At 42.2% G+C, this 26,723-nt stretch carries 24 protein-coding genes; 8 read left to right on the top strand and 16 right to left on the bottom strand.

Annotated elements, in window-relative coordinates:
• Positions 1–23: 23 nt before the first annotated feature.
• The 9 genes from rbsB to ACP69X_RS02525 form a co-directional block, all read right to left on the bottom strand.
• The gene (rbsB, locus tag ACP69X_RS02565) at positions 24–941 is read right to left on the bottom strand and encodes a ribose ABC transporter substrate-binding protein RbsB (protein WP_041087924.1); all 918 of its coding nucleotides are present in this window, start codon (positions 939–941) and stop codon (positions 24–26) included.
• A 13-nt stretch (positions 942–954) separates the two neighbouring features.
• Positions 955–1,908 (bottom strand): ribose ABC transporter permease RbsC, encoded by a 954-nt coding sequence (rbsC, locus tag ACP69X_RS02560; protein WP_024423678.1) that lies wholly within the window; start codon positions 1,906–1,908, stop codon positions 955–957.
• A gap of 1 nt (position 1,909) precedes the next feature.
• A complete protein-coding gene (locus tag ACP69X_RS02555) occupies positions 1,910–3,391 on the bottom strand; it encodes a sugar ABC transporter ATP-binding protein (RefSeq protein WP_073978889.1) in 1,482 nt (493 codons plus the stop codon).
• A 15-nt stretch (positions 3,392–3,406) separates the two neighbouring features.
• The gene (gene rbsD, locus ACP69X_RS02550) at positions 3,407–3,799 is read right to left on the bottom strand and encodes a D-ribose pyranase (RefSeq protein ID WP_064497940.1); all 393 of its coding nucleotides are present in this window, start codon (positions 3,797–3,799) and stop codon (positions 3,407–3,409) included.
• Positions 3,796–4,674, bottom strand: a complete 879-nt coding sequence (gene rbsK / locus ACP69X_RS02545; RefSeq protein WP_041087928.1) for a ribokinase — start codon at positions 4,672–4,674, stop codon at positions 3,796–3,798. Before rbsK ends, rbsD begins: the two co-directional genes overlap by 4 nt.
• Complete coding sequence (locus ACP69X_RS02540) at positions 4,671–5,657, bottom strand: LacI family DNA-binding transcriptional regulator (protein ID WP_426052394.1); 987 nt, start codon at positions 5,655–5,657, stop codon at positions 4,671–4,673. Before ACP69X_RS02540 ends, rbsK begins: the two co-directional genes overlap by 4 nt.
• 118 nt (positions 5,658–5,775) lie before the next feature.
• Complete coding sequence (locus ACP69X_RS02535) at positions 5,776–6,918, bottom strand: Ger(x)C family spore germination protein (RefSeq protein ID WP_305960506.1); 1,143 nt, start codon at positions 6,916–6,918, stop codon at positions 5,776–5,778.
• Entirely contained in the window at positions 6,908–8,005 is a 1,098-nt protein-coding gene (locus ACP69X_RS02530; protein ID WP_305960505.1) for a GerAB/ArcD/ProY family transporter, read from the bottom strand. The genes ACP69X_RS02535 and ACP69X_RS02530 overlap by 11 nt, the downstream gene beginning before the upstream one ends.
• Entirely contained in the window at positions 7,995–9,476 is a 1,482-nt protein-coding gene (locus tag ACP69X_RS02525) for a spore germination protein (RefSeq protein WP_411242547.1), read from the bottom strand. Before ACP69X_RS02525 ends, ACP69X_RS02530 begins: the two co-directional genes overlap by 11 nt.
• A gap of 746 nt (positions 9,477–10,222) precedes the next feature.
• Here ACP69X_RS02525 and pgsB point away from each other — a divergent pair.
• From pgsB to ACP69X_RS02500, 5 genes are all read left to right on the top strand, one after another.
• On the top strand, positions 10,223–11,404 hold the full coding sequence (gene pgsB / locus ACP69X_RS02520; protein ID WP_041087937.1) for a poly-gamma-glutamate synthase PgsB: 1,182 nt from the start codon (positions 10,223–10,225) through the stop codon (positions 11,402–11,404).
• A gap of 15 nt (positions 11,405–11,419) precedes the next feature.
• Positions 11,420–11,869, top strand: coding sequence for a poly-gamma-glutamate biosynthesis protein PgsC (gene pgsC / locus ACP69X_RS02515; RefSeq protein WP_007497520.1), 450 nt, complete (start codon positions 11,420–11,422; stop codon positions 11,867–11,869).
• A gap of 18 nt (positions 11,870–11,887) precedes the next feature.
• Positions 11,888–13,054, top strand: coding sequence for a CapA family protein (locus ACP69X_RS02510; protein WP_041087939.1), 1,167 nt, complete (start codon positions 11,888–11,890; stop codon positions 13,052–13,054).
• Complete coding sequence (locus ACP69X_RS02505; RefSeq protein WP_175297112.1) at positions 13,051–13,221, top strand: hypothetical protein; 171 nt, start codon at positions 13,051–13,053, stop codon at positions 13,219–13,221. Before ACP69X_RS02510 ends, ACP69X_RS02505 begins: the two co-directional genes overlap by 4 nt.
• Positions 13,222–13,329: 108 nt before the next feature.
• Positions 13,330–14,553, top strand: coding sequence for a C40 family peptidase (locus tag ACP69X_RS02500; RefSeq protein WP_426052393.1), 1,224 nt, complete (start codon positions 13,330–13,332; stop codon positions 14,551–14,553).
• A 56-nt stretch (positions 14,554–14,609) separates the two neighbouring features.
• Here ACP69X_RS02500 and ACP69X_RS02495 read toward each other — a convergent pair whose 3' ends face one another.
• Together ACP69X_RS02495 and ACP69X_RS02490 are read right to left on the bottom strand one after the other, a co-directional pair.
• On the bottom strand, positions 14,610–15,491 hold the full coding sequence (locus ACP69X_RS02495; RefSeq protein WP_175297113.1) for a Cof-type HAD-IIB family hydrolase: 882 nt from the start codon (positions 15,489–15,491) through the stop codon (positions 14,610–14,612).
• A gap of 364 nt (positions 15,492–15,855) precedes the next feature.
• A complete protein-coding gene (locus ACP69X_RS02490; RefSeq protein ID WP_041087945.1) occupies positions 15,856–16,821 on the bottom strand; it encodes an LCP family protein in 966 nt (321 codons plus the stop codon).
• Positions 16,822–17,078: 257 nt separating this feature from the next.
• Here ACP69X_RS02490 and ACP69X_RS02485 point away from each other — a divergent pair, with 257 nt between their 5' ends.
• Entirely contained in the window at positions 17,079–18,443 is a 1,365-nt protein-coding gene (locus ACP69X_RS02485; RefSeq protein ID WP_041087948.1) for a sugar porter family MFS transporter, read from the top strand.
• A 136-nt stretch (positions 18,444–18,579) separates the two neighbouring features.
• The gene (locus tag ACP69X_RS02480; protein ID WP_426052392.1) at positions 18,580–19,977 is read left to right on the top strand and encodes a glycosyltransferase; all 1,398 of its coding nucleotides are present in this window, start codon (positions 18,580–18,582) and stop codon (positions 19,975–19,977) included.
• 12 nt (positions 19,978–19,989) lie between these two features.
• Here the strand turns inward: ACP69X_RS02480 and ACP69X_RS02475 are convergent, their stop codons facing one another.
• The 5 genes from ACP69X_RS02475 to kduI all read right to left on the bottom strand — a co-directional run bounded on the left by ACP69X_RS02475 (position 19,990) and on the right by kduI (position 25,416).
• On the bottom strand, positions 19,990–21,135 hold the full coding sequence (locus tag ACP69X_RS02475) for a Ger(x)C family spore germination protein (protein WP_426052391.1): 1,146 nt from the start codon (positions 21,133–21,135) through the stop codon (positions 19,990–19,992).
• Positions 21,132–22,232, bottom strand: a complete 1,101-nt coding sequence (locus ACP69X_RS02470; RefSeq protein ID WP_106072051.1) for a GerAB/ArcD/ProY family transporter — start codon at positions 22,230–22,232, stop codon at positions 21,132–21,134. Before ACP69X_RS02470 ends, ACP69X_RS02475 begins: the two co-directional genes overlap by 4 nt.
• Positions 22,233–22,235: 3 nt before the next feature.
• Positions 22,236–23,702, bottom strand: coding sequence for a spore germination protein (locus ACP69X_RS02465; protein WP_060597434.1), 1,467 nt, complete (start codon positions 23,700–23,702; stop codon positions 22,236–22,238).
• 108 nt (positions 23,703–23,810) lie between these two features.
• On the bottom strand, positions 23,811–24,584 hold the full coding sequence (gene kduD, locus ACP69X_RS02460) for a 2-dehydro-3-deoxy-D-gluconate 5-dehydrogenase KduD (RefSeq protein ID WP_420086791.1): 774 nt from the start codon (positions 24,582–24,584) through the stop codon (positions 23,811–23,813).
• 4 nt (positions 24,585–24,588) lie between these two features.
• Positions 24,589–25,416: a 5-dehydro-4-deoxy-D-glucuronate isomerase gene (gene kduI, locus ACP69X_RS02455; protein WP_106030584.1), complete on the bottom strand. Its 828-nt coding sequence runs from the start codon at positions 25,414–25,416 to the stop codon at positions 24,589–24,591.
• A gap of 261 nt (positions 25,417–25,677) precedes the next feature.
• Between kduI and ACP69X_RS02450 the strand changes: the two genes are divergently transcribed.
• On the top strand, positions 25,678–26,688 hold the full coding sequence (locus ACP69X_RS02450) for a LacI family DNA-binding transcriptional regulator (protein WP_426052390.1): 1,011 nt from the start codon (positions 25,678–25,680) through the stop codon (positions 26,686–26,688).
• Positions 26,689–26,723 lie beyond the last annotated feature (35 nt).

Here is a 26,723-nt window from a genome sequence, read left to right as displayed (position 1 = left end):
CGAGTGATTCTCGGGGGTTCTGTTTATTTTTTCTGTTCTAGTTTCAGTGGAGCTGCGATGTTCTTTTGTACTTTTTTCCCTTTTAATACGTCGTTTGCAGCACCGACTGCCAGTTGACCGATTAGTTCTGGCTGCTGCGCAACCGTTGCAGAGAGTTTTCCTGCTTTGATTGAGCTGAGTGCATCTTCGTTCCCATCAAAGCCAACGACAAGAATGTCTTTTCCAGAGCTTTGAATTGCCTCTAGCGCGCCAAGTGCCATTTCATCATTGTGGGCAAAAACGGCTTTGATGTCTGGGTTTCCTTGAAGGAGGTTTTCCATGACATTCAGTCCTTTTGTCCGGTCGAAGTCAGCAGCTTGTTTCGCTGTCACTTTTAGGTCTTTATCTGCTATTTGATGGAATCCTTTTCCGCGCTCACGTGTAGCGGAAGCGCCTGGTACGCCTTCTAATTCAGCGACTTTTGCTCCTTTGCCGAGCTTGTCGATGATAAAGTTAGCTGCCATTTCGCCGCCTTTGACGTTATCTGAGGCGACAAGTGCTTCTACCTTTCCACTTTCGGCTGAGCGGTCTAATGTGATGACAGGTATATCAGAAGCGTTCGCTGATTCGACAGCGGTTGATATAGCAGATGAATCCGCTGGGTTGATGAGCAATGCGTCGACACCTTGCTGAATTAAATCTTCTACATCACTTGTTTGTTTAGCTGAATCATTTTGTGCATCTGCAATCACGACGTCAATGCCTAGCTTTTTCGCTTCTTTTGTCACACCGTTTTTCAAAGAAACGAAGAATGGGTTATTTAATGTCGAGATTGACAGCCCAATTTTGATGTCTTTTTTCTTGCCATCTTTTGATGACTTGGCCCACTCAGGTGGTTCAAGTGAGCAGGCAGAAAGCATGAACAATGAGAGAGTCAGGATGAGAATAAGATATTTTTTCATAGCAGCTGCCTCCTTAAGCAGATTTCTTTCTGTCTAGCAGGACTGCAATCAAGATGACAATCCCTTTCACAACAGATTGATAGAATGATGAAACACCAAGTAAGTTCATACCATTGTTCAGGACACCGATAATGAGTACCCCGATGAGTGTGCCGACAATTCGTCCTCTTCCGCCGGACAGGCTTGTCCCGCCAAGTACGACGGCAGCAATGGCGTCAAGCTCATAGGACGTACCAGCTGTTGGCTGTGCAGAATTCAGACGAGATGTTAAGATCGCACCTGCTAAGGCAGACATGAAGCCTGCTAATGAATAGATCATAATTTTCACGCGCGGTACTTTGATTCCTGAAATGAGCGCAGCTTTTTCATTCCCGCCGATCGCATATGTTCTTCTGCCGAAAGGCGTTTTATGAAGCAGTACCCAAAGTACGATAAAGGTGAGAAGCATCGTGATTGCTGGAACAGGAATACCTAAGAAATATCCTCTGCCAAATAATTGGAATGCATAGTTAGAGCCAAGCCCAGTAATCGGGTTTCCATCTGTATAAACGAGTGTCAAACCTCTGAAAATCGTCATCGTCGCAAGTGTTGCGATAAAAGGAGCCATTTTTCCTTTTGTGATTAAAAGACCGTTAATCATCCCAAGAACGGCACCGATGATACAGCCGACGATAATGGCTAAAATCGGGTCCATGCCAGAAACGATAAAGCCGGCAGTCAGGGCACTGGACAGTGCAAGAATGGCACCGACTGATAAATCAATACCTCCAGTTAAAATAACAAACGTCATTCCAAAGGCAATGAGGGCATTAATGGAGATTTGTCTCAGTAAGTTTAAGATGTTTAAAGGTTCTAAAAAGGCTGGGTTTAAAATAGAAACAATGGCGACAAGGATGATGAGTCCTAAGAATGGCCCAAGCTTTTGCATGATGTGATCAAATCGTCCATTTGAAGTAAGTGGTTTCATGTTACTTCCCTCCTGTAGCTAGTGTCATAATTCGTTCCTGCGTTGCTTCTGTTTTGTCTAATTCTCCGCTAATGGTTCCTTCATGAATGACGAGTACTCGATCGCTCATCCCGAGTATCTCTGGGAGTTCAGAGGAGACCATTAAAATGGCAACGCCTCGATCGGTCAGTTCATTCATTAACTGATAGATTTCTCGTTTCGCTCCGACGTCAACACCTCGTGTCGGTTCATCTAAAATCAAGACCTTTGGCTGTATGCCGATCCATTTGGCGATGACGACTTTTTGCTGATTTCCACCAGACAGGCTACGGGCAGAAATGTCAGAGGAAGCCGTTTTAATCGTCAGTCGTTTGATGAGCAGGTCGACAAAATCCTGTTCATTTTTCTTATCAATCAGTCCCTTTGGAGAGAAGCTTTTTAAGTTTGGCAGACCGATGTTTTCTCGGATGGATGCATCAAGCATGAGCCCTTCATCCTTGCGATCCTCTGTGATAAAGCCGATACCGAGCTTGACAGCATCACTTGGTTTTTTAATAACAGCCTTTTTTCCATGAACCCAGATTTCTCCTTGGTCAAGAGGGTCAAGGCCAAAGAGAGACCGCATCATTTCAGTCCGGCCAGCACCCATTAAGCCTGCAACACCGACGATTTCTCCAGCTTTAACTGAGAAACTGATATCTTGAAATTGTCCTTTTTTCGTTGCTTGTTTCACCTCAAGGACAATATCTCCTGTAGAAGGCGTACGCTCGGGATATCGATCTGTCAATTCACGGCCGACCATTTTTTTGACGACTTCATGGAAATTCGTTTCAGGTATGGCTTTCGTATCGACCGTTTTCCCATCACGCATGATCGTAATCCGGTCACAGATTGCGAAGATTTCCTCCATACGGTGAGAAATATAGACGATAGAAACGCCTTCTTTTTTGAGAGATTCAATGACCTGGAAGAGCTTTTCAATTTCACGTTCCGTTAGAGCTGCTGTCGGCTCATCCATGATGATGACTTTCGCATCTGTCATTAATGCTTTTGCAATCTCAATCATTTGTTTTTGTCCAACAGAACAGCTTCCTGCCTCTTGATCAAGCGAGAGATTCACAGACAACCGGTCCAGCTGCGTTTGGGCAAGGACCTTCATTTTCTTTGTGTCTAGCAGCCCAAGCTTCGTATAGATTTCTTTCCCGATGAATAGGTTCTCCAAGACGGTCATATCCGGCCATATGTTGAGCTCTTGATGAATGAAGGCGATGCCGTGCTGTTCCGCTTCTTTTGGATTTTTGAAAGCGGTTTCTTTTCCGTCGATTTGTATCGTTCCTTGATCTAAAGAATAAAGACCTGTGAGCAGGTTCATTAAAGTTGATTTTCCCGCACCATTTTCACCCATGAGTGCGTGGACTTCGCCTGTGACGAGGTCAAAGGAGACCCCGGAGAGAACGGTGTTTTTCCCAAAAGCCTTATGGATGTTATGCATCTCTATGTTCATATCTGGCTCCTCCTTTTAAAAGATGACACCGGCATGAAGAATGCAGTTTGCGTATGGGGTGGCTTCACCCGTTCGAATGACTGCTTTTGCCTGTTTGGTCATGTCTTTGAACGTCTCGTGGTCTACTTCATGTAATGGTTTTGAGAACGCTTTCTTAAGAAATAAATGATCTCGTTTATTGGCCTCTTTGATTTCACTAGCCACAGTCATGTTTTCAACAGCCATTTCCTGAAGAAGGAGGGAGGTGACCTCCTGAAAGGACGGTGTGCCGATCGATAATGCCAGGTCAATTTTGACTGGACCTTCTGGAATAGGGAGGCCGCAGTCTGCGATGACGATTGTATCTGTATGGCCAAGGTCAGCAAGCACCTTGGCGATATGGCTGTTTAGGATGCCGTTTTTTTTCATTTCTTTTTCTCCAATTCTTCTCTTGTTGGCATGCCGCCTTGTGCGCCAAACTTTGTGACAGACATTGATGCTGCAAGATTGGCAAAGGCAAGTGCGTCATAGAGGGATTTGCCTTCTGTTAGGGCGACAGCTAAGGCTCCGTTAAAGGTATCGCCAGCTCCTGTTGTATCGACTGCTTCGACAGGTACACCTGGAACTAACACTTCTTTTGAACCGTCAAAATATCGAACCCCATTTTTCCCTTCTGTGATCAGTAATTTGTTAGGGTATTGACGCAAGGCATCTTCGATTGGCAGATCATCAAACATAAGAATAGCTTCGTGTTCATTCGGTGTAATGTAAGCAGCCTGCTCTAAAACCTGCTTCGATACTTTGCGGGCTGGTGCAGGGTTTAAAATCACAGTTATTTCTTTTTCACTGCAAATGGCGCAGACTGATTCGACCGTTTCTTCAGGTATTTCCTGCTGGATAAGAACCATCCCGATATCATCAATTGTAGAAAGAGCATCAATTACATAGTCAGGAGTGACCTCATTATTTGCCCCTTTGACCACGACAATGCTGTTATCACCTTCTGCTAAAATGATATGAGCTGTGCCGCTCTCTATTTCGGTAACCGGTTTCATATATGAGGTACGGACACCTTGTGCTTGTAAATTGCTGAGAATATCCTGACCATAAGCATCATCACCAACTCGGCCGATCATATATACATCTGCACCGAGTCTGGCACTTGCGACTGCTTGATTGGCACCTTTTCCGCCTGGGACCGTTTTAAACGATTCGCCTAAAACCGTTTCACCGGCATTTGGCCGTTTATTTGATGTGACGACTAAATCCATTGAACAGCTTCCTACTACAACTATATGACTCATTGTGAATCCACCTTTCTTGTGGTCTCTCGTTCAATAAAAGAGACGGGCATTTGAATAACTGGCTGATCTATCGGTTGTTTCTGAATCGCTTTGATTAACAGCTGTGCCGCTTCTTTCCCCATCTCATAGGCGGGCTGCCTAATGGTCGATAAGGAAGGGAAAAGCAGCTCGCTTTGCGGAATATCATCAAATCCAATGATTTGAACGTCTCCTGGAATGGCTTTTCCGATACGAAGTGCTTCATGGATGACCGCTGTTGCGACGATGTCATTGCTGGCAATGATCCCATCTGTTTCAGGGTACAGCTGGAAGAGGGCTTTGGCACTTTTTTGGGCTTCTTGAAAGGAAAAGGAAGCATTAGACATCACATGAAAGTCGACGCCTGTATCCGTGAGAACATCGAGTGCGCCCTTGAATCGCTGCCGAGCTGTTTGCAGATGGGCAGGTCCTTTTAGCAGTGTGATCTGCCGGCTGCCGCGTCTGATTAATTCCATTGCGGCCATTTTGCCACCAGCTGCAGCATCTGCAAAAACAGAAGGTGCATGTGGAACGGTTCGATCTAAAAACACAACAGGTAGATCATCATCATTGTATATATCTGATTCAGGTTCATTTGTAACCGCGATGACACCGACCACTTGATTTTGTTTAAAGGTTTGTAAGTAGGCCATTTCCTTCTCTCGATCCTCATCACTGTTTCCGAATAATAACCGAAAACCGTGCTCATGAATTTCGTCCTCAACGCCTCTAGCCAGCTGAGGAAAGAAGGGGTTTGTGATATCAGGCAAGATTAAGCCGATTAAGCGTGATTCTCTTTTGAAAAGGGATCTAGCCACTTCATTGGGAAAGTAGTTCAACTCTTGCATTGCTTGTGTCACACGGGTTTTAGTATCTGAATGGACATATCCAGTATCATTGAGCACGCGTGAAACAGTGGCAACAGACACTTGTGCAGCTTTTGCAACATCTTTAATTGTAGCCAATGGAGAGCCTCCCTTCGTGAGTGTGTAACCGTTTACACACATAGATTATCACGAAAGCATCGAAATGACAATCTAAAAAAAATAAAAAAAGAAAAGAAAGAAGGCTTCTTTCTTTTCTTTAACTAATGATACCTGTTTGTGTAATATTCACTTTCACTTTTGGAATGATTTTTACCTTCGGATAATCGGTGACCCAGTTCATTTTCATATACTCATCATAGTGTCTTACTCGATATTTTCTGCCAAGACTGAGGACGTCAGAATTCGCCTCTTGCAGGGATGCAATGACTTTTTCGGCGTCTTTTGTCAATATAGCTGACAGTCTCTTATTTAACATTTCAATTTTCTTGTCTGTATCTAAATTGTCTTTCGGATATTCAAGAACAGAGGTGGTGAATTCAAACTCAAGAGAGAAGGTTACGTTTCGATGATCAGGATTGACGATTTTTATGTCTCTCTTTGAATCGGTTACTTGAATGGTGATGTAATTGTTCTCCTTTGATTTCATATCATTTCTTACTTTTTTAGTGAAGTTTGCATAATTGCCCATTTTCCCATCCATGATGGTGAGCAAGATGGCATCCTGAGCATATAGTTCACCTTTCTTTTTCTCATTATCAAATAAGGCAACCCCTCTCACACTCGTTAACTTTTTTGACTTATCGTAGTAGAGTAACGGCAGTGTGAAGTCTTCCCCGGTTTGCAGCATTTTGGACCTTACATTTTGAATGTTTTTAGGTGAAACTTGAGAGGAGTGTGATGCAGAAGTGATCAGGTTGTTTAAATAGTCGCTTACAATGAGTTTTTCTTTGAGCAGCTGATTGATCAATTCCACACAGCTTCCGCCTTGCACCACTGCCAAGTTTGCGAGCAAAGGGCTTTTCGGATCACGATAAAACATATCTAAGTAAGGAAGCAAACGGTTTTGGGCAAATTCATCACCGATCAGCATCACCCGCATTTTCGACATATCAATTTTTTGGTCTACACTCCGGCTAAAGTTACTTCTTGCTTTTCTTAAAGTAGGCGCTTCGGTTGTGAGAACAGTGGTTAAATAGCTGCCAGTATTCCCTTGCTGCATACTTTGAGACTGCTGCACCTTTCGATAGGTAATCGAATATTTCGCATTGTCATCCTCACCTTGATCAACGGCTGAAGTTAAAACAAGAGAGATGTCTTTTAATAGGTTTTGATCCCAGCAGCCAGGCATGAAAATGAGGGAAACACACATAAGCAGCATCAATGTGTACCTATGAAGCATGTGATTTCACCTTCTTTTTGCGGTGTTTGATCAAGATGATAACGGCCATCATGATCGGAAGTGTGTAAATAAATGAATATTGTGCAACGGTGGTAAAGTCATTAAAGCGCTGAATTCTAAAGTTATCGGTTGAAAGAAAACAGCTGACAGCATAAATCAAAATGGCAAAATAGTAGACATATTTTTTGTGATTTTTCTTCTTTAAAATACTGGATACGCCATTTGCACAAAAGTACAGATAATTACTTAGTGTGGCTAAAATGACAAAGACCCAGAAACTGAGAAAAATTAAATCTGTCCTCTCAATGACACCGAATGTAATGGTTTTTAATAGATACAAAACAGGATTCGGGATGAGATCAAGCTCAGCCGGGCTGAAAAACATAAAACAAATTAATGTAATAAATAGGTAGTAAAGCGTAGTACATATATTTGAAATGGTCATTACTTTATATCGTTCCTTAATGGTGCCCTTCATCAGTGGAGAGATGACCAGAATCATCTCAAAACCATTCATTGACAGCACCACGTCCTTCAACCCAAGCTGGAGTTGAGAAACTTCTGTTTGGAAAAAAGGCATGAGGTAATCAATATTGGTTCCTTTCAATGCATAGAACATCAATAGAGAGAGCATAAGCAAAAAGGGAGTTAAGATAAAGTTAAACCTGACAATGGCTGTAATTTGCTCCTTTGCGATATAGATAATACATATCATGAGTAATAGGTTAATGACCCAGTTCGGTGTAAGAGGGAGCACCCATATGCCAAGAATCCTTGTGAAGATAGAAAGCACAACGATACAAACCGAGGCAAAGTATACCATATAGAGCGTGACCAAGATGCGCCCAATCCATTTTCCAAAGACCTCAATCAACGCTTGGAAAAATGACGTCTCAGGATACTTGTAGATGATATAAAGAAAAATGGTATTGATGATCTGGATAAAAAAGCACGCTAAAATAATCGCCATCCAGCCATCGTGTCCTATGTCTTTCATGAGTAAATGGGGGAGCGCTAAAATACCAACACCAATTTGAGACTGGATGATAAAAAAGACAGCTTGAGGGGGAGATATTTTATTTTTCATTCTTCTTTTTCCACCCTCTCAGTTGTTCAATTTGTTTTTTCTTTTGCGGATTTAAATAAACAGGTCGATTTTTGTACATCCACATTGGGAGTCGAACCACAGTATCTTTTAAGTCCTGCCAGTTAAATGGAGTAACAGGTGATAAATATGGAACTCCTAGTGATTCTAAGCGGCATAAATTCATGAGAATAATGGCGAGCCCAAATGAAATGCCAATAAATCCAAACATCGATGCCATAAACATGAGCGGGAAACGAAGCATCCTGATGGTGGACGTCATTTCAAACGATGGAAGTACAAACGAAGCGACAGCTGTCACAGCAACTACAATCACTTGGACATTAGAAATAAGTCCTGCTTGTACAACCGCATCCCCAATGACCAAACCACCTACAATTCCAATGGTCTGCCCGATTGGTTTAGGCAGGCGCACCCCAGCTTCACGTATAAGTTCAATCGTGATCTCCATCAGCATAGCCTCTATCAATGGCGGAAAGGGAATGCCAATAATAGAGTTCTTCATCGTAATGGCTAGTTCATCTGGGACAACCTCATAATGAAAAGCAATAACAGCAATATAAAAAGATGGCAATATGACTGCGATGATACACGCAAGATAACGAAGAATACGAATAAATGAAGCAGGAATCCAGCGGCTGTTATAATCATCTGGTGACTGAAAGAAACTAAAGAACGTGATAGGCAGAATGATGGTCATTGGGCTGCCGTCCATGAGTACGACTATCCTTCCTTCAAGGATCGCAGATCTCACCTTGTCCGGACGTTCTGTATCAATCAGCTGTGGGAAAATAGAAAATGAATCTTCCTCAATTGCCTCAACGACCGAGCCGGGGCTTAGCAGTGTGTCTACTTTAATGGAAGAAATCCGTCTATTTACTTCATCTACAATTTTTTGATTAGCGATATCAGAAATATAAACAATTGCAAGCTTTGTTTCAGATTTTGTCCCGATCTTATGATATTGAATGGCGAGCTTTCGATCATTTAAATGGGAACGCAGTAAGTAGATATTGGTATCAATACTTTCTACAAACCCATCATGTGCCCCGGCGATAATACTTTCAGAAGAAGGCTCAGAAATAGAGCGCAGCGGCGGCTGTCCGACAGCAAATAACTTGATCTGCGAGGAATTTTCATCAAGAAAGGCAATACTTCCTGCAATAATACTGTCTGTGATCAGCGTCAAGTCGCCTGTTTCAAGTGTGCTAAGAGATTTTATATAATTCTGCTTTCCAGGAGAGCCTAACAAGTTGCCGATAATGAAATCATTTAGTTTTCCTTCATCTATTCTTGTTTTAATAAAGAAAAGGACAGATTTCGTTTCATTTACCATTAATTCTCGGTATTCAAAATCGCCACTTTGCTGAAATGTCTTTTTCAGGATACGAATTTTTTCCTCGAAGCTGCCTGATAAAAAATGCAGGCGTGTTTGCTCATTGGTGTTTGGCATCTTTAGCCTCCTCTCACAGATTTTTTAACCATAGTGTAAGCTGAGAAGCGAATTTTATTCGTCACCTTAGGGGAAAGCATGACATGAGCTGACAACTTTCAACTAAATTCATATTAAAAATGTTAAGAAATGATGAATCTTGATAAAAACAAATGAATAATGTTTCATTGTTTAGGTCATAAGGTGTGAATCTCGTAAAGAGAAGGTACACCGAAATGATCAATCTTTTACATCTTATCCCAATTTTTTGTGACCTAAAAATAAGCAGATGACTTGATTTTTTCAGAGGTGACCTTTGTCATAGGTCAACACACAGCAATCTGACCAATGAGAATGACTTTCTAACCTGTTCGTTCAAAAATATAAAACATTCCAAAACACGCACTATTCATTTAAAGCACTGATATGACTGATGTTATAGAGAAGATCGGGTTTTAAAACATTGATTCAAAATACATCTTAATAATTGTCGAAAAATTTAGGGAGAAAAGGACAAAAGATTTTCGGATCATTGATGTTAACGCTTTCTCTTGAATTCAGCAGAAATTCAGAATGATTTTTGTCCGCCTTTTGGCCTTTTCATTTAAAGGATGGGTAGGCAAAAAAGCCTTTTGATTAGAGGAATTTGGCATACAAGGAAGTGAAAGATTATGTTACATAATACCGATTGTGATTTTATGCTGAACAGATATACTGTTGATTGAATTTACATATCACACTCATAAAAAAAGGAGATGTAGATAGCGATGTGGTTAATCGTTATAGCCTGTGTCATCATGTTAGGGATTGGCTTTATTGAAAAGAAGCGTCATCAGAAAAATATCGATGCCCTGCCGGTGCGCGTCAATATTAATGGTATTCGCGGAAAGTCTACCGTTACAAGATTGACAACCGGTATCTTAATGGAGGCAGGTTATAAAACTGTCGGTAAAACAACGGGAACGGATGCAAGAATGATTTATTGGGATACGCCAGATGAGAAACCGATTAAAAGGAAACCGCAAGGACCGAATATCGGAGAGCAGAAGGAAGTTATGAGAGAAACAGTTGAAAGAGGAGCAAATGCCATCGTCAGTGAATGTATGGCGGTAAATCCAGATTACCAAATTATCTTTCAGGAAGAGCTGCTTCAAGCAAACATTGGCGTGATCGTAAACGTTCTTGAAGATCATATGGACGTCATGGGGCCGACACTTGATGAAATAGCAGAAGCCTTTACAGCGACAATTCCTTACAATGGACACTTGGTTATTACGGATAGTGAATATACGGATTTCTTTAAAGAGATTGCGCAAAAACGCAACACAGAAGTCATTGTTGCAGATAATTCCAAGATTTCCGATGAGTTTTTGCGGAAATTTGAGTACATGGTTTTCCCAGATAATGCTTCACTGGCACTTGGTGTTGCCCAAGCATTAGGGATTGATGAAGATACGGCATTCAGAGGAATGTTAAATGCGCCGCCTGATCCAGGAGCGATGAGAATTCTTCCATTAATGGACGCGAAAACACCTGGACACTTTGTAAATGGATTTGCGGCAAATGACGCAGCATCTACATTGAATATTTGGAAGCGTGTGAAAGAAATTGGATATCCAACAGATGAACCGATTATTATCATGAACTGCCGTGCGGATCGTGTAGATAGAACGATCCAGTTTGCGGAGGATGTACTTCCTTATATTGAAGCAAGTGATCTTGTCTTAATTGGTGAAACAACAGATCCGATTGTGAAGGCATATGAGGAAGGGAAAATTCCGGCTGACCACTTACACAACCTTGAATATCAATCTACAGAAGAAATTATGAACATGCTTGAGAAAAAGCTTCATAATCGAGTGGTTTATGGAGTCGGCAATATCCATGGTGCCGCTGAACCGTTAATCGAAAAAATTCAAGAATACAAAATTAAGCAGCTTGTCAGCTAGGAGGAAATATAGAAAATGTTCGGATCAGATCTTTATATCTCGTTAATTTTAGGTGTTCTACTTAGTTTAATCTTTGCAGAAAAAACAGGAATCGTACCAGCTGGACTCGTTGTCCCGGGTTATCTGGCGCTCGTATTTAACCAGCCAGTCTTCATTTTAGTCGTCTTATCTGTCAGCTTGCTTACGTATGTGATCGTTCGTTTTGGCTTATCAAAATTTATGATTTTATACGGACGCAGAAAATTTGCTGCGATGCTGATTACAGGGATTGCCTTAAAACTGATATTTGATTTCTTCTATCCAGTGGTCCCATTTGAAATAGCAGAATTCCGCGGAATTGGAATCATCGTCCCTGGATTGATTGCGAATACAATTCAAAAGCAAGGTCTTACGATTACCCTTGGAAGCACGTTACTTCTAAGTGGTGCAACATTTGCCATCATGTATGTTTACTATCTATTTTAAGATAAGGTGTGTCCAATGATGAATAAAAAATTGAGCTTTCAGGAAAAGCTGCTGAAAATCACAAAGAATCAAAAGAAAAAGACGAATAAACACGTACTAATTGCTTTACCGATCGTTATTGCTTGTACATTTCTATTTACGTTTATCGGGAAAGCACAAGTGCCAACTGTACAAAAGAATCCAGAAAACATCCTGACCGCTTCGTTCGTCGGTGACATTATGTTTGGAAGAAACGTAGAGAAAGTAACAGACCGCTATGGAAAACAGCATCTCTTTCGCTATGCGAAGCCATATTTTGATGTGTCAGATTATGTGACAGGCAACTTTGAGCATCCAGTCGCATCAGATAAAGAACAGGCAGCCCAAAAGAATATTCATTTAAAAACAGATGAAAATTCTGTCCAAGCGTTGAAGGATTTAAGTTTCTCAGTGTTAAACTTTGCGAATAACCATGCGGCAGACTATGGTGAAAAAGGGCTGAACAACACGATCAATGCCTTTGAACAAGCTGGCATGGATTATACAGGTGCAGGTCGTAATCTCCAAGATGCGAAGCAGAACATTTCGTACAAAGAAGTAAATGGTGTCAAAATTGCTACACTTGGTTTTACAGATGTGTATGGGAAAGATTTCAAAGCAACGAATCGCCAGGCGGGTATTCTGCCAGCCGATCCATCTATCTTTATTCCGATGATTTCGCAGGCTGCTGAAAAGGCAGATATCGTCGTTGTTCATGCTCACTGGGGACAGGAGTACAACAATGAAGTAAACGACAGACAAAGAGAATTGGCAAGAGCGATGTCTAAGGCCGGAGCCGATATCATTATCGGTGCTCACCCGCACGTCCTTGAACCAATGGAAGTTTATAATGGAACGGCGATTTTCTATAGCCTAGGCAACTTTATCTTTGACCAAGGCTGGTCAAGAACACGTGATTCTGCACTTGTTCAGTATCATCTGAATGAAGATGGAAAAGCGACATTTGAAGTTGTCCCAATGTACATTAAAGAAGCAACACCTGCCCCAGTAAAAGCAGGATCTCTTGAATCAAAAGCCATTATCCGTATGCTGACCAATGGAACGAATGCGGATTGGAAAGAAAAAGACGGACACATTTTCTTTGAAGTAGATCACGCTGATAAAGTTAAAAACTTAAAAGAAAACGGAGGGAAAGAGAAGAAATGAAATTCCTAAAAGCAATTTGGCCGTTTGTTGCGTTAATTTTAGTCTTTGTCTTTATGTCTGCTTTTAAATTTAGTGACAGTCTGACAGATCACGAGAAACAAAAGATTTCTGTTGAAATGCAGAAAATTGAACAGCAAAAGCAGTCAAAAGCGGAAGCAGGTAAATAACCTAAATAGGATAAAGGGCACGCACATCGCGTGCTCTTTTTTTGTCGAAAAAGGGTGTAAAATGAAAGGTGTCATGCCGAAACTATAGAAGATAGGAGGGAAAGGATCATGAAATGGAAAGGAATGCTGATTGGAGGTTGTGCACTCGTAGGGCTGATGTTCATGTCCCAATCAGCAGTATCTGCTCAAACACCATCTCTTTTGGAACAAGCGGAAAAGCTGATTGGAACACCTTATCATAAAGGAGGAACCGATCCTAAAACGGGCTTTGATGCATCTGGTTTTATTCAATATGTGTACAAGACATCCGAAACATTTGATTTGCCACGGAAGGTAATTGACCAATATCAGATTGGAAAAAAGGTATCATGGGATAAAGCGCAGCCAGGTGATCTTGTGTTTTTCCGAAGTCTTGAAGAAACGAAGGATATCCCAACACATGTGGCGTTGTACGCTGGGAACGATCAGGTCATCCACATCACGCTTAGTCAAGGTGTGGTGAAAACGGATGTCAGCAAAAGTAAATATTGGACAGACCGGCTTTATACGGTCAAACGCCTGCCCGGCACACAAGAAATTTCTGATGACCCTCTTGTGAAAGATGCGATGACCTATTTAGGAATTCCTTATGTATTTGGAGGAGCAGATCCAAAGACTGGATTTGATTGCTCAGGTTTTTTACAGTATTTATTTGAAAAATCACTTGGAATTTATTTACCTCGAAGTGCTGAACAGCAGTGGAGCGTTGGAGAAAAAGTGGCATTAGACAATATTCGCCCTGGGGATTTTGTCTTTTTTAGCAACACATATAAGCCAGGAATTTCTCATGTAGGTATGTATATTGGAGGCGACCGCTTTATTCATGCGAGCCGTTCTGAAAGTGTGACAATTTCTTATTTGTCTGAATCGTATTGGCGTGAAAAATGGACAGGTGCGAAACGATTAACAGATCAGGAGCTTTCGAAAGAGGACCCTATCGTATCAAAAGCCGCTACGTATATTGGCGAAGTTCCTTATGTCAAAGGCGGTACGAACCCAAAGCAAGGATTTGATACAGCAGGGTTCACACAGTACGTGTATCAAGAAGTGCTTGGCATTGAGTTGCCCCGCTATGCATCAGGTCAAGTCAAAGCAGGTACGCCTGTGAAACGTTCTGAGCTTCAGCCGGGAGATCTTGTCTTCTTCAGCGGGACATCTTTGATGCCAGCAATTTATGCAGGATCAAATCAAGTCATTCATGTGACTGTCTCAAACGGTGTTGTCTTAACCAATATGAAAACAAGTACGTACTGGAAGGACAAATATGAAACGGCTGTTAGGATCAAAAAATAAAGAAAAAGCCCGATCAATACTTGTATCGGACTTCTGGACTTCTCTCTAGGCGCTGATCAGACAAGCGTCTTTTTTTCATGGAATTGATTTTGTAAAAGAAGATCAATAAAATAAGCGACACCATCTTCATGATTCCCTTTTGTGATGTAAGTGCTCTTTTCTTTAATGACATCAACCGCATTCCCCATTGCAATGCGGTGGCCTGATTCTTCAAACATAGAAAGGTCGTTTGGGCTGTCACCAATTGCATAAATATGTGAGCGGTCTACACCATAATGGGCTGCGAGCTTTTTCAGGGCATGTCCTTTTCCAGACTCTTTTGGCAGCACCTCAATAATATGTTTTCCAGACGAGGTCAATGAAAGCTCGGGCATGTCTGCCAAAAGATTTCGTGCTTCGGTCAGTTTGTTCATATCAAACGAGAAGCAGAGTAATTTATAGGTCGGCTCATTCGACTCAAAAATCTGACGGATATCATCCACTGGTTTGATGCCAAATTGTTTAAATTGCGTCATGGCTCCCTCCCATAGATCAGCGAGATCCTCATTTGGGTTTGCGCTTTCGATCAGATCAAATTCTGCTTTCAGCTTCTCTTTTCCATCGTAAGGGGAGAGGAGAGCATCGTCCGTATAGACTTCAAAGTAAATGTTTCGTTCCACTAATGCCTTAGCAGCCCGTTTGCCCGCTTCTTGGTCCAATGTGATTCGGCTGAAGAGCTCGTATCCTTCTGTATGGACAGTCCCGCCGTTTGCCGCAATAATGGGGAGGTCCAAATCGCCAAGCAGCTCCTTTACATCAAAAGTTGCCCGCCCTGTACAGATGGTCACAATATATCCAGCTTCCCTCGCACGAATCAATGCCTCTCGGTTTTGAGCGGATATTTCACTTTTTGTATTTAAAAGTGTACCGTCTAGATCAATCGCAATCATTTTTTTCATCGCTGTCAAATCCTCCTTCATTCATGCAATAGCCTCTTCAAAGTATGTACGATTTCCTTCATTCTCATAAAAAAAGGATGGTTGATTCCTCACTATCAAGGCTAAACAAAAATGAGCGAATGATCAAGGAAATAAGAAAAAGCGCCCCTTAGGGACGCTTCCAGCGTGTAGACAAACCCTCGCATTCGGTGTCAGGTCTGCGCTCCGGTACTCACGAATCTCAAATTCGCTCTGTTCCGGTGCTCGCCCTTCCTAGGGCTGAAAAGGTTTTCTATCACGCTGAAAAGAAGACAAAGGGGCTAAAATAAACATCATTTTATCCCTTTGTCAATAATCTAAAAGCGCCCCAAAGGGACGCTTCTATTTATGATAATTCAAGCTGCTTTTTCAATTCAGTCTTCACTTCGTTCAGTTGGTTTTGATCCAATTGGTAATAATAGACCCCGTTTGGCTGGTAATCAGATCCTTTAAGCTGAATGGTATCCACTGATTTTAATGAAGTCAGAAGTGGGAAAAGACCGACTAACTCCTTCATAGAAAGGGTCGTTGACACATTATCACCGAGTGTATCAATGATATTGTCGTATGACGGAATAGATGTTAATGATTTTGATTTATCAAAAATGGCTTTTAATACTTCCATTTGACGCTGTCCACGCATTAAGTCACTATCTGCTTTTCTTGTTCTCACATATGCGAGCGCTTGATCACCATCTAGTGTATGAGTTCCCGTTTGAAGCACAACCTTGCCTTTTGTATCTTTTTTAATCTGTTTCACAAGGTAATCATCCTTGATGTTAATAGACACACCGTTTAATTCATTGACGATTTCTTTAAATGCTACAAAATTACTTTGGATGACAAAATCGACCGGAATATCTAGTAAATCTTCAACTGTACTTACTGTTAAATCTGCACCGCCAAATGCGTGTGCGTGAGTAATTTTATCAAAACCGTGGCCAGGAATATTAACGTATGAGTCCCTAGGAATGCTTAATAATTTAACGGTTTTATTTGTGCGGTTAATGGTTGCCAACACCATTGCATCGCTTCGTGCTTGTTTCACTGTTTCGCCCGGTCTGCTGTCAATTCCAAGCAGCAAGACAGAAAAGCTGTCTTTTCCTGGATCGAATGCTTCAATCCGTTTCACAGATTGTGCGCCGCGATCAAGAGATACTTGAGCCTTTTTAGCAGCATTTGTTATTTTATAGTAGGCATAGCCTGTGACTGAAGCAGTTGTTAGTAAAAGAATACTAATTATAAAAAGTGTGACTTTCACCCATGGTTTTAAACGCTTTTTCCCTTTGCGTTTACTTCGTGATTGATCCATATATTTTAAACCCTCGCTATGATTTTATAGTAAATATGTCCTTCTTTATGTTTACAAACTAAAACAAATATACCTTAAAACGGGATATAGTGCGACATTTTTTTCACTAACGCTTAATTGACGTTTGCTTCACGTAAAAAGTTTCAAAGATATACAAATGAAATATATTTGTCATAAAACATCGAAATGTTTGAAATGACAGGAAGTGAGGAAAATGACTTTTCATAGAGTACAGAGACAAAAGTGGGGTTATAAACATGAAAAATCGGAATGGATGGCTTTATTTCTTCGGCGCCCTTGGCGGTGCTTTATATGGCTATGATACAGGTGTCATCTCTGGCGCCATCTTATTTATGAAAGAGGATTTAGGTTTAAACGCATTTACAGAGGGGCTTGTCGTCAGTTCGATTTTAATCGGGGCTATGCTGGGTTCCTCTCTTTCTGGAAAGCTAACAGACCAATTTGGTCGGAAAAAAGCTATCATCGCCGCAGCTATTTTGTTTATTATCGGTGGATTTGGTACAGCTCTTGCCCCGAATACGGAAGTGATGGTCTTATTCCGAATTGTACTAGGGCTTGCTGTCGGGTGCTCGACAACGATTGTTCCATTATATTTATCTGAACTTGCGCCAAAGGAATCACGAGGGGCACTGTCCTCTTTAAATCAGCTCATGATCACATTTGGTATTCTTCTTGCCTATATTGTGAACTACGCTTTAGCGGATGCAGAGGCATGGCGTTTGATGCTTGGAATTGCGGTTGTTCCTTCTGTTCTTTTATTGTGTGGGATTTTGTTTATGCCGGAAAGTCCCCGCTGGCTGTTTGTCCACGGACAGGCTGACCGTGCGAAGGAGGTACTATCTAAACTCAGAAAAAGTAAGCAAGAAGTGGAAGAAGAAATTTCAGATATTCAAAAGGCGGAAAGTGAAGAAAAAGGCGGTTTTAAGGAATTATTTGAGCCTTGGGTACGCCCAGCATTGATTGCCGGTGTGGGCCTTGCCTTTCTGCAGCAGTTTATCGGTACAAATACGATCATTTACTATGCACCAAAAACATTCACAAGTGTTGGCTTTGGGAATTCTGCGGCGATTTTAGGAACTGTCGGAATTGGTGCAGTGAATGTCATTATGACGTTTGTCGCCATCAAAATCATTGACCGTGTAGGACGTAAAGCGCTGCTCCTATTCGGGAATGCAGGAATGGTCCTTAGTTTAATTGTCCTGTCAGTGGTCAACAGATTTTTCGAAGGGTCAACAGCTGCAGGATGGACAACCGTTATTTGTTTAGGTCTCTTTATCGTCATCTTTGCTGTCAGCTGGGGTCCAGTCGTTTGGGTGATGCTCCCAGAGCTGTTCCCCGTACATGTCCGAGGAATCGGTACGGGTGTCTCGACCTTCCTCCTTCATACAGGAAATTTAATCATCTCGCTTACATTCCCAGCTTTATTAAGCGCAATTGGTATCAGTAATCTCTTCCTCATCTATGCGGTCATCGGCGTAGGCGCCTTCTTATTTGTGAGATACTTGGTGACCGAAACGAAGGGGAAAAGTCTTGAAGAAATTGAAGGAGATTTAAAAAAGAGAAATCGTGTCGTCGCAAGTGACGAAGGGAAAACGGTGTGAACAATGGCCAGCTGCTGCGTGCAGCTGGTTTTTCTATGTTAAACAAACGTTTAATCAAGAAAGGACATTCCCACATCTTCTGAACGTGCTGCCTATCACATACATATGGAACAGGAGGGCGAAAGGTGGAAATGAGATGAAAGGGAAAACAAGCATTGTTATGCTGACATACAACGAACTGCACTTAACGAAAACATGTATTGACAGCATTAAAAAGCATACGAGCAGTGACCAATATGAACTCATCATCGTCGATAATGCGTCAACTGACGGCACGAAGGAATATGTAAGAGAGCTGGAAGATGTGATTTTCATTGATAATGAAGAGAATCAAGGTTTTGCAAAAGGATGTAATCAAGGGGCAAAAAAAGCTTCAGGAGATAGCATTCTCTTTTTAAATAATGATACGATCGTGACGGAAAATTGGCTTTCTCCATTAAAAGAGGCGTTATTCGCATCAGAACAGATTGGGATGGTGGGGCCAGTCTCCAATTATGTGAGCGGCCCTCAGATGGTCCAGCCATCATATACAGATGTGAAGGAGCTCCCAGCCTTTGCTAAGGAGTATACGTCTAAGAGAAAAGGGCAGAGAACTTATGTGCACCGGCTTGTGGGGTTTTGCTTGCTCGTGAAAAGAAAGATGATCGAGGATGTGGGGTTATTTGATGAGCGGTTCGTATATGGATCATTTGAGGATGACGATTTATGCTTACGTTCATTACTGAAAGGGTATCAGCTGCAAATTGTGCATGATTCCTTTGTGCATCATCATGGTCATGCTACCTTCAATGCCAATCAAGAAACGAACATCTCTACACTGTTTACTGAGAACAGACTTCGATTTTTAGATAAGTGGGGCATAGATCTAAATTTGATCACCCCTCATCCTTATTTTGCGGAATTACTCCCTGAGGACGCTACACACGTGCTGGATGTTGGGTGCGGCGCAGGAGCCACAGGGCTTGAACTAATGAATCGGCAGTCTGTTGACATGTACGGGGTAGAGGCCGATCCATTAAAAGCAGCAATCGCAAAGGCATATTACGAAGAAGTCATCGAGGCAAAAGCGGATGAGTACCCATGGTTAGAGAAAGAGGCCTTTTTTGATGCCATCATTTTTTCTGATGTTTTAGAGCATGTGTCAGATCCTTGGAACATCATTGAACAAGCGCACGCATCTTTAAAACTGGGCGGCGTGATCATTTGCTGCCTGCCAAACATGATGCATGCGGAGGTGCTTCTCCCGTTAATGACAGGGGATTTTACGTATCAAGATGTAGGGATTTTAGACCGAACCCATCTGAGGTTCTTCACACCAAACACGATGCGTGCGCTTTTCCCAAACCATTTGTTTGAACGGGTGATCGAGCAGCGCATCAATGTTCAGATTGATCAGAACGTCCAATTGTTTTTTGACGAGGTGGCGAGAGTAGGAGCGTCACTTGGCTTTCAAACAAAAGCGTTGTCTGATCAAGTGACCCTATATCAGCTTTTAATTGTCGTGCGTAAAAAAGGCGGCTCCCCTTCGAGATAACCGCCTTTTGCATTACCATTTGAAGCTTTTTGTTGCGCCTTCTGCCCCAAAGTTTAAAATGCTGACTTTGACATCATATTCGATATCCGCTTCTTGAAAGAGCGTATCCCATTCGTTTCGATGCTTTTCCCAATAGTCAGGGTATTTAATACGAAACTGCCGGCTTAAAAATATGGGATCAACGCCCACCTCTTTTTGCACATGATGGACTGCTTTTTGAATTCGCTGTTTGATTTTATTCGCAAAAAGAAGCTCATATCTTTTGATGTACTGCTCATCGTATGAATTTTCTGCAGGGTACTGATCCTCTGAGAGCTTTCCTTGGGTGTTGACATTAATTTTAAAGGAAATATGTCCATCCTTCAGATAGGGTTCAATCTTGGTTTTTGATTTCTTAATTTCATACGTGATCGGAAAGTCTTTGTAGGTGGCAGGTACAACGCCGCCTGAAATTCGGTCCATCACCCAATTTAAAGATTGGACATCCTTCGCAGGGATGAAGCCGATCAGCTTTCGTGTTTTTCCATCAATGATTCCTGCTCCATCATAAATCAGTTCACCGTCTATCGCATCTACACTTTGGACAAGGAAGCTAGCACCCATCTGGAAGTAATCAGATGCCCGGCCAATACGGGTTGGCAGCAAAATCTTTCCGTTAAAGCTTCGGTTTTTGGATGTTTCAAAGATATGTTCAACCGGAACCTTTTGCTGTGATTTCAATTTTTGGTTGATCACTTTTGACGCATCATCTCGTGACACGAGAAGGTAGCTGCTTCGCCGAACCTCATCATCTCGTATAAAGTGGTTGAGCGTTCCTTGAATATCGTGATGCTCTGCCTGATTTTTGCCGAACAAGAAAATTTTTAGATGATCACTATAGATCGGCGGGTCCTTTAAGGCGACATTACTGACAGCCTCCAGCACATTTTTCCCTTTTGAGACGACATTCACATGGCCAGGAGAATCAGCCTCTTGTGTCCCACCCATCTTCGGAACCAGGTTTTGGTAGGTGAGCTTGACTCCTTGCTCCTCTTCCTCGTCAATGCCAACGCCGCGTACAAATGATAATTTTTCAATATCCTTTAAATCCCAGCACCCTGCTGATAGAAGGAAAAGACAGCAGGACAAAAAAAATAACAACAAACGCCTTCTTCTCATGCAGAACGACCTCCCCATTTTTTACGTATCATCAACAGAACAGCTGTAATAAAAGGAATGGCTAAAACCGCGAACAATGAGTAGCCGAGTAAAGTAGAGTAGTAAAAGACTTCATTGATATTTTTCGGAAAAAGGGAGAGTGCAGAGGTAATTAAAAACAGCAGCCATAGCAGTCTCGTAATACTGGTTGTCTTAAAGACCGTGTGACAGCCTTTAATCGCAAATTGGAAAAAGCCAAGCATACAAATGAACTGCTGGCAAGTCCAGATCGTCAGTAAAAAAATATCAAATCGTTCAATGAAGACCCCTTCAAGTTCTAGTGCTTGAATGAGTGAGACAGTGGGCCAGGTGAGGGATTTCGTTTCTCCAACGGTCATGGAACCAATCACAATAAAGAGCGTGAGAGAGTAGATAAGTGAGGTAATTCCGACCCCGATCGCAGCGGCCCATTTCGCCTTCGACCATTTGTCTTTATAAATGAGTGGTACAACAAACAAAATGACCTCAAAGCCTGTAAATTGAATAAATGTTTGAGAGAACAAATTACTGAAATCTTTAAACCCGTGCGCCATCACCGGGCGTAAGTAATCAAAATCGAATATTTTCAAACTAAACAGCATAAGCCCAATATAAATGATCATCGTCATCGGATATATGTATGTCACCATTTTCACTATAGGAAAGATACCACTTTTCAAAGGATAGATCGCCACAAGAAGAAAAATCATCACAATCACTGCCATGGGAGTCGATTGCAACAGGAAAAACTGAACAACCTCCCCGAGAACACGCGCTTCAAAGCCGACAATGCCTAGTAAATAGGCAATCAGCATTAAATTAAAGAACGTGCCAAAGATTGCACCGGCTCCTTTAGTATTTGACTCAAAAATGGTGTCCGGTGCATTCTTTTCAGCAATCCATCCTAACAAAAAAGCAACGAAAGCAAAGATGGCTCCCTGTATTAATACAATGATCCAGCCATCAGGATACCCTGAATTGGCAGAACTGCGTGGAATGGTTAAAATTCCAGCGCCTATCATTGTAGAGCTGCACAGAATGGTGACTTGTAACAATGATAGCTTCTCAGCTCTGTACATCGTTTAATCTCCTTGTCTTTTGAGATTTTTTATTTTTGCCGTTTTCGGTCTCGATTTAAATAGCCCAATTGGCAAACGTACGTACGTATCCTTTAAATCTGAAAACGGTGAAGACAAAACAGGTGTGAAATAGTCAAAACCAAAGGTCTTTAATTGCATCAGGTGACAAAGAACAAATAAATAACACATGATTAAGCCATATAAACCAAACATCGCTGAACTGAAAATGGCCATAAACCGCAAGATGCGTAGCGGGAAACTAAAGTCATAGGACGGGGCAGTGAAATCAGCCAAGGCGGTCAGCGACACGATAATCACCATTAACGCGCTGACGATATTAGCTTGGACAGCCGCCTGACCAATAATCACGCCGCCAATGAGTCCAATTGTTTGTCCAATAGCCCTAGGAAGACGAAGACCAGCTTCCCGCAGCAGCTCTATCGTAAATGACATGAGAATGGCTTCGACAACAGGAGGGAACGGAACATTTTGCCGACTGCCTGCGATGGTGATTGCCATCCGTGTTGGTAATAAGCCGGGGTGATAAGAGACAAGAGCGATGTAGAGCCCTGGTAAAAAAATCGTTAACAGTACGGCAAAATAACGTAGCAGGCGTAATAGAGTTGCACTTGTCCATCTTTGGTAATAATCCTCCGGTGATTGCATCAAGGCTGTAAGTGTCATAGGCATGATGAGGGCAAAAGGTGTGCCGTCGAGCAAAATGGAGACTTTGCCTTCAAGCACGGATGCGATCACCCTGTCAGGACGTTCTGTATTTTGAATCTGCGGAAAAATGGAGATATGGCTATCCTCAATCAGCTGTTCAATATAGCCGGTTTCAGGGATGTCATCCATTTTGATTTCGGTCATGCGTGATAGAACATCTTCTACTAATTTGGGATCAACAATATCACGAACGTACACAAGGGCAGCAGACTTTTTATTGCGAGTACCTACATTTACCTTTTGAATGACAAGGTTAGGGTCGTTTGCCCGCTCACGGATTAAAGCCGTGTTTTTTTCAAGATTTTCAATAAAACCGATCCGCGGCCCTCTTACAAGGACTTCCGATTGCGGCTCTTCTACTTCTCTAAATTGAAAAAGGTTCGTTTGGAGCGCAAGTGCTTGAGCCGCTCCATCTACAAATAAAATAGCCCTGCCGCTATATAATTGCTCGATGGCAAGGTTCATATCCTCCAGCACATCATTTTGGATGCCAAAGAACGTTTTAGACAGGGCCGGAAGCGTACTAGAATCAACCTCGTTGATATCCAATTCCTTTTGCATGGGTGAAATGATTTGCTTGGAAAGCATCTCAAATTCTGTGAGTCCTTCAACGTACATGAGACATGCAGAGATAGCAGAAGGGCCAAATGAAAATGAGTGGAACACGATATCATCACTTTTCCCGGCAAAGCTTTTGACACGCTTGATGACGGACGCTATATCTTGTTCAATACGACTTTTCATAATACCTCACCCCTCATGTCATGTTTTTTTATAGAGTGACTCGGAAGGAGGAGAATTATGCAAATAGAAAAAAAGAGAATCCCTCAAAATAGGAATTCTCTCGCCTGTTTATCTCGCAAGCCAGCCGCCATCAACAGCTAAAATATGACCGTTCATATAATCAGAGGCTGGTGAGCTAAGGAAAACAGCAGCGCCGGCTAGATCCTCAGGCTTACCCCAGCGCCCGGCGGGGATCCGTTTGAGGATCTCTTCATTTCGATTTTCATCGTCTCGAATGGCTTGCGTGTTATTGGTCGCGATGTAACCAGGAGCGATCGCATTCACCTGAATATGCTGATTCGCCCATTCGTTTGCAAAAGCTTTCGTCAGCCCCGCGACAGCATGCTTACTCGCTGTATAAGCAGGGACAAAGACGCCGCCTTGAAACGATAGAAGGGAGGCGATATTGACGATTTTCCCTTGCCCATTTTTCAGCATCTGCTGTCCAACCCTTTGAGTGAGGAAAAAGAGACTATTGATATTCACATCCATGACCGTATGCCAATCTTCCTCTGAATAATGAGCGACCTGCTCTCTTTTAATGGTTCCAGCATTATTGATTAAAATATCGATCGTATGCTTTTTTAACATGGCATCGACAGCCTGCTTTGCCGTTTGAGGATCGGAAAAGTCAACCTGAACCGCATGAAACGAGCGGCCTGCCTGTTCGACAAGCGCTTTCGTTTCCTCAAGCGGTGTGTGATGGTATGTGCCGATGATATCTGCGCCTGACCGGGCAAGCGCCACAGCAATGCCCTGCCCAATGCCGGTTCCTGGACCTGTCACAAGGGCTGTTTTGCCTTCAAGAGAAAAGAGGGACGCTACATAGGATGCTGTTGTCATCACATTACCTCAGCTGGTCCATTGGGACAAAGTCCATATCTTTGAACGTATAGTTCTCGCCCGCCATCGCCCAAATAAATGAATAATTCGCTGTACCCGAGCCTGAATGAATGGACCAGGCAGGAGAAATGACCGCTTCCTCATTTGCGACAACGAGATGTCTTGTTTCAGATGGCTCTCCCATAAAATGAAAGACACGAGCATCTTCTTCGATATCAAGATATAAGTACACTTCCATACGCCGATCATGAATATGAGCGGGCATCGTATTCCACGTGTTATTGGTTTCCAGCTGAGTGATTCCCATCATGAGCTGACAGCTTTGGATGCCGTTTGCGTGGATGACTTGATACAGGTTTCGTACGTTTGAAGCAGACGCTTCTCCTAAGTGATTCGGTGTTAATTCAGCGATGGCTGCTTTTTGTGTAGGGTACGCTTGATGAGCCGTGGCTGATACAAGATAGAACTTGGCCTCTTCGCCTGATGAACTAGCAAACTGTACATCTTCGTGTCCAAGCCCAATATATAAGAAATCTTTGTGCTCCAGTACAAAGGCTTCACCATCGACAGTGACCGTTCCTTGACCGCCGACATTTACAATGCCGATCTCTCGTCTTTCAAGGAAATATTCCGTACGTAAAAAGTCTCCGGCATCTAATTTGAGCGGCTCTGCTGCCGGCTTGACTCCGCCAATCACCACGCGATCCTCATGCGAATAGTAGAGCTTTAATTCACCGCTGACGAATAGTGTAGGAATATGAAAATGACGACGAAGTTCCTCTGTTGTAAAACGTTTGACCTGCTCAGGGTGTACAGCATAACGATTTTCCATTTGAAATAAGCCTCCCTTTCCATTTGAAACAAAGTATGGGTATTTTATTTGGTATCGGTTTCAAGGAAAATTTTAGAGGAAAAGGAGAGTGCCGTCAACCGTTATTTCGAAATCGCTTTCTTTTTGTTTATTTAGAAGATTTTTTCCATCTTCAAGCAAAAAAATCTTCTGGAATTCAAGAAATTATGATATGCTCTTTTTAAGTTATTTGAAATCGGTTTCGAAACAAATGAGAAGACATTGATTGTGGGAGTTTTTTGAATGAAAGAGAAAAAGCAAACGAAAGTGACCATCAACGAAGTGGCCGCTTATGCAGGTGTTTCAAAATCAACTGTATCCAGATATATCAATGGCAGAACAAATGAAATTTCTACTGAAAAGGTCAAAAAAATTAAAAAAGCCATTGAGGAACTGCATTATCGTCCGAGTCAGCTTGCCCAAGGTTTGAAAGTAAGAAAAAGCAAGGTCATTGGGTTTATTGTAGCCGACATTACGAATCCATTCTCTGTAGCGACACTTCGCGGTGTCGAAGAAATTTGTGATGAATATGGATACAGCATCATGGTGTGCAACACAGATAACCGTCCAGAAAAAGAACGAGAAATGCTCCTCAAGTTGAATGCGCATTATATTGAAGGGCTCATCATCAATGCGACAGGCCATAACAATGACATTCTGCAGGATTTTAAGAAAAACGGTGTACCGATTGTCCTTGTTGACCGGAAGTTACCTGAACTAAAAGTCGACACAGTGACAACGAATAACCGTGATATCACGATCCGGTTGCTTCAACAAATGTATGAGAAAGGCTATGAGCACATCGCTTTCTTTACTGAGCCGGTCGATGGGATCAGTCCTCGTGAAGAACGAAAAGAAGCATATGAGCAGACAGCTATGAGTAAACATAAGAAGCCGCTCACTGCAGAAATTGATTTGAAGCAAAAGGAACAATTGCGAGAAGAGCTTGTCCGTTTTGTACAATCAAACCAACAGAAAAAAGCGATTTTAGCAGCCAATGGATTACTTATGCTGAAGCTGATCAGTGAGCTTGTAGAACTCGGATTAAAGATTCCAGAAGATATAGGCATCGCAGGATTTGATGATACAGAATGGTATAAGCTGATTGGGCCTGGAATCACAACGGTTGCCCAGCCATCTCATGAAATGGGGAAAGCCGCAATGCAAAAAATCAAGACTAGGCTTGAAGGGGATGAAAGTGCGCCCCAAACCATTCAGCTTGATGGAGAAATCATCGTAAGAAAATCTTTATAAACGACAGACAGAGAAGAGTATACATACGTGCATGC

It is taken from the genome of Bacillus sp. DC4300-2b2 (genome assembly GCF_049895685.1).
In the GTDB taxonomy this organism is placed as follows: Bacteria; Bacillota; Bacilli; order Bacillales; family Bacillaceae; genus Bacillus; species Bacillus safensis.
The sequence above is the reverse complement of the archived record's forward strand: the minus strand, read 5'-3'. Positions and strand labels throughout refer to the sequence as shown.

What these genes read in the sequence shown, in the direction of transcription:
- rbsB (WP_041087924.1), bottom strand. Translation starts at nt 941, where the DNA reads ATGAAAAAATATCTTATTCTCATCCTGACTCTCTCATTGTTCATGCTT.
- rbsC (WP_024423678.1), bottom strand. Translation starts at nt 1,908, where the DNA reads ATGAAACCACTTACTTCAAATGGACGATTTGATCACATCATGCAAAAG.
- ACP69X_RS02555 (WP_073978889.1), bottom strand. Translation starts at nt 3,391, where the DNA reads ATGAACATAGAGATGCATAACATCCATAAGGCTTTTGGGAAAAACACC.
- rbsD (WP_064497940.1), bottom strand. Translation starts at nt 3,799, where the DNA reads ATGAAAAAAAACGGCATCCTAAACAGCCATATCGCCAAGGTGCTTGCT.
- rbsK (WP_041087928.1), bottom strand. Translation starts at nt 4,674, where the DNA reads ATGAGTCATATAGTTGTAGTAGGAAGCTGTTCAATGGATTTAGTCGTC.
- ACP69X_RS02535 (WP_305960506.1), bottom strand. Translation starts at nt 6,918, where the DNA reads ATGCTTCATAGGTACACATTGATGCTGCTTATGTGTGTTTCCCTCATT.
- ACP69X_RS02530 (WP_305960505.1), bottom strand. Translation starts at nt 8,005, where the DNA reads ATGAAAAATAAAATATCTCCCCCTCAAGCTGTCTTTTTTATCATCCAG.
- ACP69X_RS02525 (WP_411242547.1), bottom strand. Translation starts at nt 9,476, where the DNA reads ATGCCAAACACCAATGAGCAAACACGCCTGCATTTTTTATCAGGCAGC.
- pgsB (WP_041087937.1), top strand. Translation starts at nt 10,223, where the DNA reads ATGTGGTTAATCGTTATAGCCTGTGTCATCATGTTAGGGATTGGCTTT.
- pgsC (WP_007497520.1), top strand. Translation starts at nt 11,420, where the DNA reads ATGTTCGGATCAGATCTTTATATCTCGTTAATTTTAGGTGTTCTACTT.
- ACP69X_RS02510 (WP_041087939.1), top strand. Translation starts at nt 11,888, where the DNA reads ATGAATAAAAAATTGAGCTTTCAGGAAAAGCTGCTGAAAATCACAAAG.
- ACP69X_RS02505 (WP_175297112.1), top strand. Translation starts at nt 13,051, where the DNA reads ATGAAATTCCTAAAAGCAATTTGGCCGTTTGTTGCGTTAATTTTAGTC.
- ACP69X_RS02500 (WP_426052393.1), top strand. Translation starts at nt 13,330, where the DNA reads ATGAAATGGAAAGGAATGCTGATTGGAGGTTGTGCACTCGTAGGGCTG.
- ACP69X_RS02495 (WP_175297113.1), bottom strand. Translation starts at nt 15,491, where the DNA reads ATGAAAAAAATGATTGCGATTGATCTAGACGGTACACTTTTAAATACA.
- ACP69X_RS02490 (WP_041087945.1), bottom strand. Translation starts at nt 16,821, where the DNA reads ATGGATCAATCACGAAGTAAACGCAAAGGGAAAAAGCGTTTAAAACCA.
- ACP69X_RS02485 (WP_041087948.1), top strand. Translation starts at nt 17,079, where the DNA reads ATGAAAAATCGGAATGGATGGCTTTATTTCTTCGGCGCCCTTGGCGGT.
- ACP69X_RS02480 (WP_426052392.1), top strand. Translation starts at nt 18,580, where the DNA reads ATGAAAGGGAAAACAAGCATTGTTATGCTGACATACAACGAACTGCAC.
- ACP69X_RS02475 (WP_426052391.1), bottom strand. Translation starts at nt 21,135, where the DNA reads ATGAGAAGAAGGCGTTTGTTGTTATTTTTTTTGTCCTGCTGTCTTTTC.
- ACP69X_RS02470 (WP_106072051.1), bottom strand. Translation starts at nt 22,232, where the DNA reads ATGTACAGAGCTGAGAAGCTATCATTGTTACAAGTCACCATTCTGTGC.
- ACP69X_RS02465 (WP_060597434.1), bottom strand. Translation starts at nt 23,702, where the DNA reads ATGAAAAGTCGTATTGAACAAGATATAGCGTCCGTCATCAAGCGTGTC.
- kduD (WP_420086791.1), bottom strand. Translation starts at nt 24,584, where the DNA reads ATGACAACAGCATCCTATGTAGCGTCCCTCTTTTCTCTTGAAGGCAAA.
- kduI (WP_106030584.1), bottom strand. Translation starts at nt 25,416, where the DNA reads ATGGAAAATCGTTATGCTGTACACCCTGAGCAGGTCAAACGTTTTACA.
- ACP69X_RS02450 (WP_426052390.1), top strand. Translation starts at nt 25,678, where the DNA reads ATGAAAGAGAAAAAGCAAACGAAAGTGACCATCAACGAAGTGGCCGCT.